Raw genomic sequence first — 14177 nt, forward strand, 5'->3', positions numbered from 1 at the left:
ATAATAGTTCAAACATGAACATTAAACAAGAGCTGCCCTGGGACAACCCGCGCTTTCGCAACTGGGTCGCGGTGGCGCGCGCCTGCCATGTGCTGGAGCGTACGCTGGCGGTAAAGCTGGCGCCGCTGGATCTCAAGCCGGCGCAGCTCGACGTGCTGATGAACCTCTATCGCCATCCCGGCATGTCGCAGCACGATCTCGCCCGCAAACTGCTGGTCGGCCGCTCCAACATCACCATGCTGTTGCCGCAGCTCGAGGCGCGCGGCCTGCTGCGCCGCGAAGGCGATGAGAAGGACAAGCGCGTGCTGCGGCTGACGCTTACCGAGGCCGGCACGGAGCTCCTGATGAAAGCGCTGAAGGTGCATATGGCGCTGATCGAAAAGGCGATGAGCCAGTCGACAGCGGAACAGTGCGACATGATCGGCGAACAGATGCGCAAGATCTATGACGTGCTGAAGGATACCTGAGCCGTTCGATCCACGCGCCTCCCACCTCACCACATCGTCTTCTTCGCCCGCTCCGGCCATTCCTTGTCGTAAGTACCGGCATCGATATTCTTGCGGCTGGTGACTTCCAGGATTGTTCCGGGTGTCGGCAGCGATTTCGGGTCGACGTGCTTTGCCGGGTTCCACAGCTCCGAGCGAACGATGGCGCGGGCGCACTGGAAATAGACCGAATCGACATCGACCACGGTGACCGAGCGCGCCGGCTTGCCTTCGACGGCGAAGGAGGCGCAAAGCGCGGCGTCGGTGGTGATGCGGGCGCGGCCGTTGACGCGCAGCGTCGTGCCCGAACCCGGCACAAGAAACAGCAGCCCGACGCGAGGATCGCGGATGATGTTCTTAAGCGAATCGGCGCGGTTGTTGCCGCGCCTGTCCGGCATCATCAGCGTTTTCGGGTCATGCATGCGCACAAAGCCGGCGAGATCGCCGCGCGGCGAACAGTCCAGCCCTTCCGGCCCGCTCGTCGCCAGGGCGACAAAAGGCGAGGCTTCGATGAAGGCGGCATATTCGGGAATGACGTGGTCGAGTTCCTTGACCGTCGACGCTTCGCCGGGCAGGCCGTAGAGGGCTTCGAGCTGTTCGACCGTGGTGATGTCAGACATTTTCCCGTCTCCGAACCGTTGCCAGCGTTACCCCCAGTCAATGACGTTTTGCCGACAGTGCCGAACTAGCGGTCGCGGCTCAGTCCCTTCTCCTGGAGCTCGGCGAGATAGGCATTCCAGCGCGCGTCCTTTTCGTGGCCAAGCGTGTGCAGGTAATTCCAGGTGAAGATGCCGGTGTCGTGGAAATCGTCGAAGGTGATGCGCACGGCGTAGTTGCCGACCGGCTCGATCTTCAGGATAGCAACGTTACGCTTGCCGGGAACCGTCACCCGCTGGTCCGGCGAATGGCCCTGCACCTCGGCCGAGGGTGAAGCGACGCGCAGCAGTTCGGCCGGCAGTTCGAACGGCCGATGATCGGGAAAGGTGACGGACAGCAGTTTTCTGTCCTTCGAGACCCTGAGTTCCTTCGGCGCCGTCATTGTTCTGCATCCCGCATCAATCCGCCCTTCCCTACGCTGCTTCGCGCGAGCGGAAAAGGCCATTTGGACCCGGCCGACATCGGATGTCGGCCAGGGAATGTCACCAAAGATCGAGAGCGGCTATCTTGAATGGCGGGTTGGATCGTATCACATAGCCGTATATAACGGCACCACTCGCAGCATTGGAAACGCTTGAACGCATGGACATGATCGATCCCTTCGGTCGCACGATCAGCTACTTGCGCGTGTCGGTCACCGACCGCTGCGATTTCCGCTGCACCTATTGCATGGCCGAGGACATGGCGTTCCTGCCCAAGAAGGACCTGCTGTCACTCGAGGAACTCGACCGGCTCTGCACCGTCTTCATCGAAAAGGGCGTGCGCAAACTGCGCCTCACCGGCGGCGAGCCGCTGGTGCGCAAGAACATCATGCATCTGGTGCGCCAGCTGTCGCGGCACCTGAAGAGCGGCGCGCTGGAAGAGTTGACGCTGACCACCAATGGCTCGCAGCTGTCGCGCTTTGCCGCCGAGCTTGCCGATTGCGGTGTCGAGCGCATCAATGTCTCGCTGGATACGCTCGATGCCGACAAGTTCCACGCCATCACCCGCTGGGGCCATCTCGGCAAGGTCATGCAAGGCATCGATGCCGCGCAGGCGGCGGGGCTGAAGGTGAAGCTCAACGCCGTTGCGCTGAAGGACTTCAACGACGTCGAGCTGCCGGAGATGATGCGCTGGGCGCATGGCCGCGGCATGGACTTGACCGTCATCGAAACCATGCCGATGGGCGAGATCGACGCCGACCGGACCGACCAGTATCTGCCGCTATCGCTGCTGCGCGCTTCGCTCGAGCGCCAGTTCACGCTGAGCGACATCCCCTACAAGACCGGCGGTCCGGCCCGCTACGTCCATGTCGCAGAGACCGGCGGCAGGCTGGGCTTCATCACGCCGATGACGCATAATTTCTGCGAAAGCTGCAACCGCGTGCGGCTGACCTGCACCGGCACGCTCTATATGTGCCTGGGTCAGGAGGATGCCGCCGACCTGCGCGCGCCGTTGCGTGCCTCAGAAGGCAACGAGCTGGTCGCTGCTGCCATCGACGAAGCGATCGGCCGCAAGCCGAAAGGCCATGATTTCATCATCGACCGCCGCACCAGCCGCCCGTCGGTGTCGAGACATATGAGCGTCACCGGCGGCTGATTTTCTCCGCGATTGGTGCAGAATGCTTCCGTTGGAAGCGAGGGGGATTTCCATGCAGCGTGTTTGCCAAACCGGGCTGTCAGCGCTGGTCGTGGCCCTATCATTGGCGACCACAGTGGCGCTCGCAAAGCCGTTCACCTACATCAATGCGCGCTATGGCACGGTGTGCACGTTCCCGAGCCAGATTTTCAGCAAGCCGATGGCTGAGTCCCTCAATGGCGACGGTCGAAAATGGCTTAGCCCCGATGGTGCGAGCTTGTCCTGTTACGGCGGATACAAGCTGACGGAAGATACGCCCGACAGTCTGGTTGAAAAGGAAAAAGCCGACCCTGACTCTGGGGAAAAGGTCACTTACAGCAAAACCGGTAAGAACTGGGCAGTGGTCTCAGGCACCAAAGGCGACAAGATCTTCTATACCCGAATCGTCTTCGAAAAAGAGGATGCAATCCATACAGTCTGGATCGAATATCCCGCCTCGCTCAAGGCCAAGTACGACCCACTGGTCGGCGCTATCGGCGACAGCCTGCATGGGGCTGAGCAACACTGGGAATAAATCGCTCTCGACGCTGCAAACCCGATTTACCGCCATCGCGTTCCGCCCTAAATTTCGGCCTATAGCGGCTCGTCGCTCGGTTTGGGGGAATACGACATGCGCACATTCTTACTTTCTCTTGCAATGCTTGGGTTTGCCGTCGCGCCGGCAGCAGCACAGTCCATCGGTGGCAGCTACACCGTTGCGGGCACCAATTTCGACGGCTCGAAATATGGCGGCGAAGCCACCATCACACTGACCAGCGAGACCACCTGCACCATCCATTGGGAGACGGGCGGATCATCGTCGGACGGCATCTGCATGCGCAACGACGATGCCTTCTCCGCCGGCTATGTCATGGGCAAGGAAATCGGTCTCGTCGTCTACAAGGTAGAAGATGACGGCTCGCTGCACGGCCTGTGGACCATCGCCGGTAAGAACGGCAGCGGCACCGAGGTGCTGACGCCGAAATGAGCCTGCCGGTCATCGGCCAGCCCTCTCAGGGATTTCTATGGGTCACGGGTGAAAATCCGTGGCCTATTTCTTTGACGTTGCTGTCTTGCCGCCGGCTGCTACAGGCTTGAGCGGTTCACCGTTTCGCCGAAACGTCGAACCGCTTTATTCTTTGTTTTCACGCAATTCCGGACGGAAAACCGTTTCACACTTTTCCTGGAATTGCTCTTGCAAAACCGGTAACGCCCTTGCCTCTTTCCCCAAACATTCGCGGCGCGCTGTGCATGATGGTGGCCATGATCGGCTTCACCCTCAACGACGCCATCACCAAGTTCTCGTCGGAATCGATGAACATGGCGCAGGTGATGCTGGTGCGCGGCGCCTTTGCGTCGCTGCTCGTCGGCCTGCTCGCCTGGCAGCAAGGCGCGCTCGCGCGACCGAGGTCGATGCTGCAGCCGCTGGTGGCGCTTCGCGTGGTCGCCGAGGCCGGCGCCACCGTCGCCTTCCTTGTGGCATTAGCGCATCTGCCGATCGCCAATGTCTCGGCGGTGCTGCAGGCGCTGCCGCTGGCGGTGACGATGGGGGCGGCACTCGTATTCAACGAAGCGGTCGGCTGGCGGCGCTGGCTGGCGATCGCGGTCGGCTTCGGCGGCGTGCTGATCATCGTGCGGCCAGGCTTCGAAGGCTTCAGCGTCTATTCGCTGTACGCACTCGTCAGCGTCGCCTGTTGCGCAGTACGTGACCTCGCCACCAAGCGCATCCCGAGCGCTATCCCGACCTTGCTGGTGTCGACGGCAACGGCAATCGCCATGACCATCGTTGGCGCCGTGCTCCTGTCGCCGATGGGCGGCTGGACGCCGATGTCCGGCAAAGGCACGGCACTTTTGGCATTGGCGGCGGTGCTGGTGCTGATCGGCTACCAGTTCATCATCATGGCAATGCGGGCCGGCGACATCTCCTTCATTGCGCCATTCCGCTACACCGCCCTCTTTTGGTCGATGCTGCTTGGCCTCATCATCTTCGGCGATGTCCCCGACCTGCCGATGATCGTTGGCTCCGCAATCATCATCGGCTCCGGCCTCTACGCGCTCTATCGCGAGCGGGTCGTCGGCCGGCAGAAGCCGGCGGCCGAAAGCGCTGGACCCGACATGGCGCCGGACGGCATATAGGTTGGCCATGAGCCAAGACATTGCAGGAATTATCCTGGCCGGAGGCCTGTCACGGCGCATGGGCGGCGGCGACAAGACTTTGCTGGCGCTTGGCGGGCGTCCGCTTCTCGACCATGTCGTTGCCCGCCTGGCGCCGCAGGTCGGATCGCTGGCGCTCAGCGCCAATGGTGACCCGGCGCGCTTCGCCGCGGCCGGTCTTCCGGTTCTCGCCGATGCGGTCGAAGGCTATGCCGGACCGCTTGCCGGAATCCTCACCGGCCTCGAATGGGCGGCAGCGAACACCGCTTGCACGGCATTGGCGACGGCCGCCGGCGACACGCCGTTTCTGCCGGTGGATCTGGTCGAGAGGCTGGCTGCGGCTGTTGACGAGCGACCAGGCTCCATCGCTGTTGCCAGTTCCGGCGGCAGGCGGCATCCGACCTTTGCGCTGTGGCCGCTCGGGCTGCGTGAGGCCTTGCGCCATTTCCTGATCGAGGACAACAGGCGCGTCTCCGCCTTCATCGAGCGGCACGACTGTGTCAAAGTGGCATTTCCGTTGCTGACCCACGGCAGTGACGAGATCGACCCGTTCTTCAACATCAACACACCGCCCGACCTTGCGGTGGCCGAGCGTCTGTTGCAGAGCATCGGCCCATGAACATCTTCGGCATCACCGGCTGGAAGAATTCCGGCAAGACCACACTGACCGAGAAGCTGGTCACAGAGCTCGTCCGGCGCGGCTGGACAGTGTCGACGGTCAAACACGCCCATCATGAGTTCGACATCGACAAGCCTGGCGCCGACAGCTTTCGTCACCGCCAGGCGGGCGCCACCGAAGTCGCGGTGGTGTCGGGCAAACGCTGGGCGCTGATGCATGAATTGCGCGGTGAGGACGAGCCGACGCTGGAGACGGTCCTGTCGCGGTTGGCCCCGTGCGACATCGTGCTGGTCGAAGGCTACAAGCGCGAGGCGCACAAAAAGATCGAGACCCGGCGGCGGGAGGCCAAGGACCGCTCGCCGCTGTCGGCGAACGACGGACATATCGTGGCGATTGCCGCCGACTTCGCGGTTACCGGCGAAAGCCTGCCTGTGTTCGATCTCGACGACACGGAAGGGATAGCCGACTTCATCGAGCGCATGACCGGCCTCAAACCTTGAGGCCCCTGCCCTCGCCCGGGTCAGCCGCCCTCTTCAGCCGTTGCATTGTCTAAGCGCGTCGCGCCTGAACGGCCTCATGCGACGCGCTTCAGGTTGTTTTATTTATGCATGTCGTCGTCCCAAAACCGCTGCGCACTTTTGGGCGACATGCATTAACCCGGCGTCGGCATTGGCTGGACCCGCAAATCCCGCAAGCAACGGTTTTACAGTTGCTTTTCTCCCGAAAACAGTGGGAGTATCGCGCCAGCGGGCGGTCAAAAGCACCGCCCCACAGAGCCGTTCCGGAACGACGGCCGGGAGCCATAAAGAGAGGACTATCATGCGTATTGCACTGCGTATCGCGCTCGCCGCATCGGCTGCGCTGCTGACGCTCGGCGTCGCCCAGGCTCAGGAAACGACCCTGAGAATCGGCACCGAAGGCGCGTACCCCCCATTCAACAACCTGACCTCCGACGGCCAGCTCGTGGGCTTCGACATCGACATCGCCAAGGCGCTCTGCGACGAGATGAAGGTCAAGTGCACCTTCGTCGCCCAGGATTGGGACGGCATCATTCCGGCCCTGCAGGCCGGCAAGTTCGACGCCATCGTCGCCTCGATGTCGATCACGCCGGAGCGCGCCGAGAAGGTCGACTTCACCCACAAATACTACAACACGCCGTCGGCGATCGCGGTACCCAAGGATTCGACCCTCAAGGGCGTGACCAAGGAAGACCTGGCCGGCAAGACCATCGGCGTCGCAACCACCACGACGCATTTCAATTATGCCTCGAAAACCTATACGGACAGCACGGTCAAGGGCTATCCGAGCAGCCCCGAAGAGCAGGCCGATCTCGCCAATGGCCGTCTCGACGCGATCGAGGACGATATCGTCGTGTTGCAACAGTTCCTGGATTCGCCTGATGGCGCCTGCTGCAAGATTCTCGGCCAGCCTTCGCCGCAGCCGGTCGATATCTTTGGACCGGGCGCCGGCATCGCCGTGCGCAAGGGCGAGACGGATCTGGTCAACAAGTTGAACAGCGCCATCGACGCAATCCGCGCCAACGGAAAGTACAAGGCAATCAACGACAAGTACTTCAAGTTCGACGTCTTCGGCGCCGAGTCCTGATCGTCTGAAACAAGGCGGCAGGGGAAGTTTCCTGCTGCCGCCTTGGCCTGACAGAAGTGGAGACAAGACCCGTCAATGCCAAGCCAGAACATATGGATACTTCTCACTTGGGGACCCGATGGCTGGATTGACGATATTGCCTATGGCGCACTGGTCACGATTGCGCTCGCGCTGGCGACACTGCCGATCGGCCTGACGATCGGCTTTTTCGTCGCCTGGGCAAAACAATCCGAAGAGCCGTCGCTTCGCGTGGCTGCCAACATCTACACCACGGTGTTTCGCGGACTGCCGGAACTGGTGACGCTTTTCCTGTTCTTCTTCGGCATGCCGATCCTCTTGCAGTATGTCATCCGTCTGTTCAGGCCGGAAGCGACGGTCGATGTCGACAGCTTCCTCGCCGGCATGATCGTGCTGTCGCTGATCTTTTCGTCGTATTCCAGCGAAGTCTTCCTGTCGGCCTTTCGCGCCATTCCGAAGGGCCAGTACGAGGGCGGCTATGCGATCGGGCTGTCGAAATGGCAGACGATGCGCAAGGTGATCCTGCCGCAGCTGCTGCGCATCGCCTTCCCCGGCCTTGAGAATTGCTGGCTGAGCCTGCTCAAGGACACGGCCCTGGTGTCGGTCGTCAACCTGGCTGAAACCTTGCGCAACGCCGGCGTGGCGGCCCGTGTCACCAAACATTCCTTCCTGTTCTACAGTGTCGCGGCGATGGTGTTTCTCATCCTTGCCATCCTGTCGTCGATCGCCACCGGCTTCATCCTGCGTTCGCTCGGGCGGAGGGAGGCACGATGAGCGTCGTGACGCGCGCCGCCGTCGACATCGAGAAGCCACCACCACGGGCGCGGGGCTGGCCGCGGGCCCGTGTCGTCGGCTATGCACTGGTCGGCTTCTGGATCCTGTTCGGCATCGGCATCGCCGTCTATCTGGTTTACGCCTGGAATGGCGAGTTCTTCGCCAGATACGCGCCTGCCTATCTGCAGGGCTTGGGAACCACGCTTGCGTTGGTGGCCATCTCGATGGTGCTCGGCGCGCTCTTTTCGCTGCCCGTCACCTATGCCCGCATGTCAACGAACCGCTATTTGTCTGTCCTGGCCTATTGCTACGTCTATTTCTTCCGCGGCACGCCACTGCTCGTCCAGGTCTATCTCGTCTATTACGGCCTGGGCTCATTCCGGGTGCAGCTCGAATCCGTCGGACTGTGGTGGTTCTTCCGCGACGCCTTCAATTGCGGTGTGTTCGCCTTCGCGCTCAACACCGCCGCCTACCAGGCCGAAATCCTGCGCGGCGCCATAGAAAGTGTTCCGAGGGGCCAATGGGAGGGCGCTGCTTCGCTCGGCCTGCACAAATTGCAGACGCTGCGCAAGGTCGTCCTGCCGCAGGCCTTTATCGTCGCGCTCCGGCCCTACGGCAATGAACTCGTCTTGATGATCAAGGCTTCCGCCATCGTTGCCATCATCACCGTCTATGATTTGATGGGCAACGCGAAGCTGGCCTACGCCAAGTCCTTCGACTTCCAGGCCTATGTCTGGGTCGCCATCGTCTATCTGGTGATGGTCGAGATCCTGCGCCACGGCGTCGAATGGATCGAGCGACGGATCACCATTCATCTGATCCGCTGAGCGGTCGGCTGTACCAGTCGATCGGCTCATGCGCGTCTTGACGAATGGCGCGTAGAGCCTAGAGCTTTCCAAGACAATTCCGTTCCGTCTGAAGGGCAAACTCATGGCATCTGTGGCATTTCTCGGTCTTGGCGTGATGGGCTATCCCATGGCCGGGCACCTCAGGAACAAAGGCGGCCACGACGTCACCGTCTACAACCGCACCGCGGCGAAAGCCGAGCAATGGGTTGCCCAGCATGGCGGCAAGTCTGCCGCGACGCCGGCGGAGGCCGCAGAGGGCCAGGACTTCGTCTTCTCCTGCGTCGGCAATGACGACGATCTGCGCTCGGTGACGACCGGGGCCCATGGCGCCTTCGCCGCGATGAAAAAAGGCTCCGTCTTCATCGACAACACCACGGCTTCGGCCGAAGTGGCGCGCGAACTGGCCGACGCCGCCGAAAAGGCCGGTTTTTCCTTCCTCGACGCCCCGGTTTCCGGCGGCCAGGCGGGCGCCGAGAACGGCGTGCTGACGGTGATGGTCGGCGGCGAGCAGGCTGCCTTCGACAAGGCCAGGCCGGTCATCGACGCCTTCGCCCGCATGGTCGGGCTGATGGGTCCGTCGGGCGCCGGCCAGCTCACGAAAATGATCAATCAGATTACCATTGCCGGGCTGGTTCAGGGACTGGCCGAAGGCATCCATTTCGGCAAAAAGGCCGGGCTCGACATCGAGAAGGTCATCGAGGTGATTTCCAAGGGCGCTGCCGGGTCCTGGCAGATGGAGAACCGCCACAAGACGATGAATGCCGGTAAATATGATTTCGGCTTTGCCGTCGACTGGATGCGCAAGGATCTCGGCATCTGCCTCGATGAAGCCGACCGCAATGGCGCGAGACTGCCGGTGACCGCCCTTGTCGACCAGTTCTACAAGGATGTGCAGGCGATGGGCGGCAAGCGCTGGGACACCTCGTCCCTGCTGGCGCGCCTGGAAAAATAGGCGTTCGCAATGGCCGAGCTTTCGCCCCAATCGAGCGCCGATGAGATCGTCGCCCATTTGCGCTCGATCGGCTCGGAGGACAATCGCCGCGGTATGCTGCGCTACGGCATCAAGATCGAGCGCGCGCTCGGCATCTCGCATGGCATGCAGCGGCAGATCGCCAAAAAGATCAAGCGCAACCACGAGCGTGCTTTCGAGCTTTGGCAGACCGGCATCATGGAGGCGCAGTTCATCGCTTCCGTCACGGCCGACCCGAAGCGCTTCTCAGCCGCGGATGCACGACAATGGGCCGCGTCCTTCGATTCCTGGGATATCGTCGACGGCGTCTCCGATCTCTTCGTCGACACGGACGCCTGGAAGGAGCTGATCGAAGAGTTCGCGGCGGACGAGCGCGAGTTCGTTCGACGCACGGCCTTTGCCATGATGGCGTGGTCCGTCGTGCACCGGAAGCAGGAGCCGGTGGCGACTTTCCTCGGCTTCCTGCCGATCATCGAAGGGCATGCCGCCGACAGCCGCAATTTCGTGAAGAAGGCGGCAAACTGGGCGCTTCGTTCGATCGGCAAGCGATCGTTGGAGATGCACGGTGCTGCCCTTGCCGTGGCCGAACGGCTGGCCCAGTCGACCGACAAGACGGCTCGCTGGATTGGCAAGGACGCCGTACGGGAACTCACCAATGCCAAGATCATCGAGCGGATCGCCGCCAGAAAAGGCTGACCTAGCCAACGTCCGGTTCACCGAGGTGACGCGGCAGACGCGCGCCGATTTCGAAGGCCTCTTCGAAGCGCAAGGCGGTCCGAAGTATTGCTGGTGCATGGCCTGGCGGCCCCTGCCCGGCCGCCGCGAGCATGTCCAGCACGCCGAGTTGAAACGGGCCATGATGGCGCTTGTCGAGGCCGGTACGCCGGTCGGAATCTTGGCCCAGATTGACGGCAAGACCGTCGGCTGGTGCTCGGTCGCGCCGCGCCAGACCTATCGGAAGCTGACGTCGCAACAGGACGATGACGAGACCGGCATCTGGTCGATCGTCTGCTTCTATGTGCCAAGGGCGCTGCGCGGCGGCGGGCTGGCGGCAGCGCTGCTTGACGCTGCCATAAATCACGCCTTTGCCAAGGGCGCCGGCGTGATCGAGGCCTACCCGATCGACGAGGCATCGCCGAGCTACCGTTTCATGGGGTTTCGCGACATGTTCATCGCTCGCGGGTTCCATGAGGTCGGCATGGCCGGCTCTCGCAGACATGTGATGCGGCTCGAGCGTTGACCCGATCGGCCGCGGCGTCTTTACTCCTGCACAAAGGAAGCGGCCGATGAGCAGTCCTCTCAAATCGACCTTGGCGCTTGCAGCCGCGTTGTTGGTGTTCACCGCTACCAACGCCTCAGGCCAAACCGCGCACATCTTCTGGAAAGATCTGCGTCCGGCGACGCAGGCGGTGGCCGAAGATGCCGGCCTGCCGATGATTGCGGCAAAACTGCCCGATCGTGGCGAGACATTGTCGCTCAACCTGCAGGACAAGATGGTGCAATTAGCCGGCTATGCATTGCCGGTCGACCGTGATGGCGATCTCGTCTACCAGTTCCTGCTGGTGCCGTGGACAGGCGCTTGCAGCCACATGCCGACGCCGCCGCCCAACCAGATCGTGCTGGTGACGCCGGCCCGTCCCTACAAGATGTCGCAGGCCTATGAGTCGGTTGCCGTGACCGGCGCCTTGCGGCCCGGCTTGGAGAAGAGCCAGTTGTTCATTCTCGACGGCGTCAGCATCATCCAGTCCGGCTACACCGTACGCAAAGCCGATGTGGTGGCAGTCGACACGGTGCCGGACACGATCACGCTGCCGGTCAACTCGCCCTGGAGTTTCCTCAACAAAAAGAAAAACTAAGCGCCGCCTGCTTGTGCAGCGTCACCACCCAGTCACGGACAACCGCGCTCAGGCCGCGTTGGCGCCGGATTCCTTGTCCAGCAGCATGTAGTCGAGCGGCATTTCGGTCGTGTACTTGATCTGCTCCATGGCGAAGGACGACGACACGTCGCGGATCTCGATCTTGGCGATCAGCCGCTTGTAGAAGGCGTCATAGGCGGCGATATCGGGCACCACGACGCGCAGGAGATAGTCGACGTCGCCGCTCATGCGGTAGAATTCGACAACTTCGGGAAATTCCTGGATGACTTCCGAGAAACGCCGCAGCCATTCATGGCTGTGCGAATTGGTGCGGATCGACACGAAGACGGTGACGCGCACATTGACCTTTTCGTGGTCGAGGATGGCGACCCGCCGCTTGATGACTCCCTCTTCCTCCAGCTTCTGGATGCGGCGCCAGCACGGCGTCGTCGACAGGCCGACTTTCTTGGCGACATCGGCAACCGCGAGCGTCGCGTCCTCCTGCAGGAGGCGGAGAATTTTTCTGTCGAGGCGATCCATTAAGGTGCTCCTGGTGCAGGCCGCGTTCCCTCGGGCGCGACGCGCTTTGGGAATAGATTGGCTATACTCCCTCTTATTTCGACCTTTCACAAGAAAGAAATTCTGCCGGATGGCACAAAAGCGAGTGATATCTTGCTTAAAGTCTAATCTATGCGATAGCGGATTTCCGATCTCAGAAACGGCAGCAAATCCATTTCAAACCATGGATTCTGCTTCAGCCATCCTGAGTTGCGCCACGACGGGTGTGGCAGCGGCAGCACTTTCAGGCTGGCCGGCGCATCCCAGATGGTGCGCCAGTCCTTCACGGTTTCGGTCAGCGACGGCCGGCGCGTGGCGCCCATATGCCAGGATTGCGCGTAGGAGCCGATTGTCAAAACGAGGTCGATCTGCGGCATCAGCGCCATCAGCGGCGCGCGCCAGGCCAGCGCGCATTCTCGGCGCGGCGGCAGGTCGCCGCCCTTTGCGTCCTGGCCGGGGAAGCAGAACCCCATCGGCACGATGGCGAATTTATCCGTGTCGTAGAATTCCTCGCTGGTTACGCCCAGCCAGCTTCGCAGCCGGTCGCCGGACGGGTCGGTGAACGGCATGCCGGACGAATGCACCTTTGTGCCTGGCGCCTGGCCGGCGAGCAGGATGCGGGCGCTGGATGATGGCAGCAGCACCGGGCGCGGCTCGTGCGGCAGTGGCCTGCCGACCGGAGTGTCGACGCAGATGCGGCAGGCGCGGACCTTTGCCGTCAAGCGTTCGAGTTCCGCCTCCATCAGGCGGAAGCGCTCGGACGGCTGGAGACGGCGCTGTACCAGCGCAGCACGTTTGTGCACTCGTCCGGCACTTTGATGCGCGCTGGTTTCATGAAATCCATGGCGATCATGCCGGTGATATCGGCGATCGAATAGGCGTCACCGGCGGCGAATTCGCGGTTTGCCAGTTCGGGGTCGAGCAGTTTCAGGAATTCGACCGCTTTCGCCTTGTTGGCCTCGCCCCATTCGGGGATCTGCGGAATTTCCCATTCCTTCATCGCCGGATGGATGTGGCGAAAAGCCTGGGCGACGCAGCTGAGCAGATTGAACTCCATGCGCCTTTGCCACATCTCGACCTTGGCCTTGCCGAGCGCGCCTTGCCCGAACAGCGCCGGTTCGGGATGCAGTTCCTCGAAATAGCGGCAGATGGCGACGGATTCGGTGAGGATGGTGCCGTCGTCGAGCTCGAGCACCGGCAGCCGCTGCAGCGGGTTGCGCGACCTGACCGGCTCCTGCTTGTGCCCCATCGCACCCATGTCGACCGGCACCAGCGGCACTGCGATGCCCTTTTCGGCGAGGAAAACCCGCACGCGCCGCGGATTGGGGGCGCGGCCGCCGTCGAACAGTTTCATGCTTATCCTCCCGATCTGGTCCTTCAACTATAGTGCTCGTCACCAGAAGCGAAACATCTCTCGCAAGGCGTCACCGACCGAAGCCAGGGTGCCGTGCTTTCTTTCGAGCGGGCCGCCGTGGTGGCTTTCGCGCCAGTCTTGCGGCTCATCGAACGTGCCGGCCCAAATGCCAACCTTGCCGGCGCGGGCAATGGCCTGCTCGGTGTCGAAATCGCCATAGGCAATGGCCCAGCCGGCCTCAACCTGGGCCCGGTTGAGATCCTTGCCGCCGGCCTTGCAATCGCCGAGCAGGCGGCCGTAGCGGTCGCGCTGCCAGCCGCTGCAGGTCACCGGATTTCCTGATATCAGCCGCACCAGCGCCTGGCGCGCCAGCCTGCCGCAGGCGTAGTCTGCGCCATCCCTACGGCAGATCTGCTGGTATTCCGGAGCGTCGATGCCGCGCATGCGGATACGTTCGGTGCCAAGAGTGAGTGAATCGCCATCGTTGACGATCGCCGCCCCTTGCGCCTTGCGCGTCTCGAAATGGTCGAGGCGTGCGGCGAGCAGGATCAGCAGGCCGAGCAGAATGACCGTCAGCGCGTAATCCAGCAGCTTGCGCCACAGGCTTCGCGGCGGCGGCGGATAGTATCGCCGGCGCGGCCTTGGCGACCACGAACGGCTCATATGGCAAACAGTCTCTTAAT

At 62.2% G+C, this 14177-nt stretch carries 20 protein-coding genes; 14 read left to right on the plus strand and 6 right to left on the minus strand.

What is annotated here, in order from left to right:
* The first annotated feature begins 14 nt into the window (after window positions 1-14).
* Window positions 15-467, plus strand: coding sequence for a MarR family winged helix-turn-helix transcriptional regulator (locus ACYG9R_RS25820; RefSeq protein ID WP_023682500.1), 453 nt, complete (start codon window positions 15-17; stop codon window positions 465-467).
* A 26-nt stretch (window positions 468-493) separates the two neighbouring features.
* Here ACYG9R_RS25820 and ACYG9R_RS25825 read toward each other — a convergent pair whose 3' ends face one another.
* Together ACYG9R_RS25825 and ACYG9R_RS25830 are read right to left on the minus strand one after the other, a co-directional pair.
* Window positions 494-1105, minus strand: coding sequence for a pyridoxamine 5'-phosphate oxidase family protein (locus ACYG9R_RS25825; RefSeq protein WP_023696145.1), 612 nt, complete (start codon window positions 1103-1105; stop codon window positions 494-496).
* Window positions 1106-1170: 65 nt separating this feature from the next.
* The gene (locus ACYG9R_RS25830) at window positions 1171-1524 is read right to left on the minus strand and encodes a gamma-butyrobetaine hydroxylase family protein (RefSeq protein WP_023668999.1); all 354 of its coding nucleotides are present in this window, start codon (window positions 1522-1524) and stop codon (window positions 1171-1173) included.
* A gap of 200 nt (window positions 1525-1724) precedes the next feature.
* On the opposite strand from ACYG9R_RS25830, the gene moaA reads away from it, so the two are divergent.
* The 13 genes from moaA to ACYG9R_RS25895 all read left to right on the plus strand — a co-directional run bounded on the left by moaA (window position 1725) and on the right by ACYG9R_RS25895 (window position 11582).
* Entirely contained in the window at window positions 1725-2720 is a 996-nt protein-coding gene (moaA, locus tag ACYG9R_RS25835; protein WP_031193366.1) for a GTP 3',8-cyclase MoaA, read from the plus strand.
* A 52-nt stretch (window positions 2721-2772) separates the two neighbouring features.
* Window positions 2773-3273: a hypothetical protein gene (locus ACYG9R_RS25840; RefSeq protein ID WP_023696147.1), complete on the plus strand. Its 501-nt coding sequence runs from the start codon at window positions 2773-2775 to the stop codon at window positions 3271-3273.
* A gap of 96 nt (window positions 3274-3369) precedes the next feature.
* Window positions 3370-3726: a hypothetical protein gene (locus ACYG9R_RS25845; RefSeq protein ID WP_023696148.1), complete on the plus strand. Its 357-nt coding sequence runs from the start codon at window positions 3370-3372 to the stop codon at window positions 3724-3726.
* A gap of 227 nt (window positions 3727-3953) precedes the next feature.
* Window positions 3954-4874, plus strand: a complete 921-nt coding sequence (locus tag ACYG9R_RS25850) for a DMT family transporter (RefSeq protein ID WP_023696149.1) — start codon at window positions 3954-3956, stop codon at window positions 4872-4874.
* A 7-nt stretch (window positions 4875-4881) separates the two neighbouring features.
* Entirely contained in the window at window positions 4882-5511 is a 630-nt protein-coding gene (gene mobA / locus ACYG9R_RS25855; RefSeq protein WP_023702271.1) for a molybdenum cofactor guanylyltransferase MobA, read from the plus strand.
* Complete coding sequence (gene mobB, locus ACYG9R_RS25860; protein WP_023682492.1) at window positions 5508-6011, plus strand: molybdopterin-guanine dinucleotide biosynthesis protein B; 504 nt, start codon at window positions 5508-5510, stop codon at window positions 6009-6011. The genes mobA and mobB overlap by 4 nt, the downstream gene beginning before the upstream one ends.
* Window positions 6012-6330: 319 nt before the next feature.
* Complete coding sequence (locus tag ACYG9R_RS25865; protein ID WP_023682491.1) at window positions 6331-7116, plus strand: ABC transporter substrate-binding protein; 786 nt, start codon at window positions 6331-6333, stop codon at window positions 7114-7116.
* A gap of 75 nt (window positions 7117-7191) precedes the next feature.
* Window positions 7192-7908: an ABC transporter permease gene (locus ACYG9R_RS25870; protein ID WP_023669007.1), complete on the plus strand. Its 717-nt coding sequence runs from the start codon at window positions 7192-7194 to the stop codon at window positions 7906-7908.
* A complete protein-coding gene (locus ACYG9R_RS25875) occupies window positions 7905-8735 on the plus strand; it encodes an ABC transporter permease (protein WP_023696151.1) in 831 nt (276 codons plus the stop codon). Before ACYG9R_RS25870 ends, ACYG9R_RS25875 begins: the two co-directional genes overlap by 4 nt.
* Before the next feature lie 103 nt (window positions 8736-8838).
* Window positions 8839-9708, plus strand: coding sequence for an NAD(P)-dependent oxidoreductase (locus ACYG9R_RS25880; protein ID WP_023682488.1), 870 nt, complete (start codon window positions 8839-8841; stop codon window positions 9706-9708).
* 9 nt (window positions 9709-9717) lie between these two features.
* A complete protein-coding gene (locus ACYG9R_RS25885; RefSeq protein ID WP_023682487.1) occupies window positions 9718-10422 on the plus strand; it encodes a DNA alkylation repair protein in 705 nt (234 codons plus the stop codon).
* A complete protein-coding gene (locus ACYG9R_RS25890; RefSeq protein WP_023824917.1) occupies window positions 10382-10966 on the plus strand; it encodes a GNAT family N-acetyltransferase in 585 nt (194 codons plus the stop codon). Before ACYG9R_RS25885 ends, ACYG9R_RS25890 begins: the two co-directional genes overlap by 41 nt.
* Before the next feature lie 46 nt (window positions 10967-11012).
* Window positions 11013-11582 carry a DUF3299 domain-containing protein gene (locus ACYG9R_RS25895; protein ID WP_023669012.1) on the plus strand — a complete coding sequence of 190 codons (570 nt, stop codon included), beginning with the start codon at window positions 11013-11015 and terminating at the stop codon, window positions 11580-11582.
* Between the two features lie 48 nt (window positions 11583-11630).
* Here the strand turns inward: ACYG9R_RS25895 and ACYG9R_RS25900 are convergent, their stop codons facing one another.
* The 4 genes from ACYG9R_RS25900 to ACYG9R_RS25915 all read right to left on the minus strand — a co-directional run bounded on the left by ACYG9R_RS25900 (window position 11631) and on the right by ACYG9R_RS25915 (window position 14157).
* Window positions 11631-12122 carry an Lrp/AsnC family transcriptional regulator gene (locus ACYG9R_RS25900; RefSeq protein ID WP_023669013.1) on the minus strand — a complete coding sequence of 164 codons (492 nt, stop codon included), beginning with the start codon at window positions 12120-12122 and terminating at the stop codon, window positions 11631-11633.
* Between the two features lie 143 nt (window positions 12123-12265).
* Window positions 12266-12883 carry a uracil-DNA glycosylase family protein gene (locus ACYG9R_RS25905; protein WP_023688514.1) on the minus strand — a complete coding sequence of 206 codons (618 nt, stop codon included), beginning with the start codon at window positions 12881-12883 and terminating at the stop codon, window positions 12266-12268.
* Window positions 12883-13494: a glutathione S-transferase gene (locus ACYG9R_RS25910; protein WP_023708349.1), complete on the minus strand. Its 612-nt coding sequence runs from the start codon at window positions 13492-13494 to the stop codon at window positions 12883-12885. Before ACYG9R_RS25910 ends, ACYG9R_RS25905 begins: the two co-directional genes overlap by 1 nt.
* A 39-nt stretch (window positions 13495-13533) precedes the next feature.
* Window positions 13534-14157, minus strand: a complete 624-nt coding sequence (locus ACYG9R_RS25915) for a thermonuclease family protein (RefSeq protein ID WP_023824916.1) — start codon at window positions 14155-14157, stop codon at window positions 13534-13536.
* Window positions 14158-14177: the final 20 nt, after the last annotated feature.

The sequence above is a fragment of the Mesorhizobium sp. RSR565B genome (genome assembly GCF_054719465.1).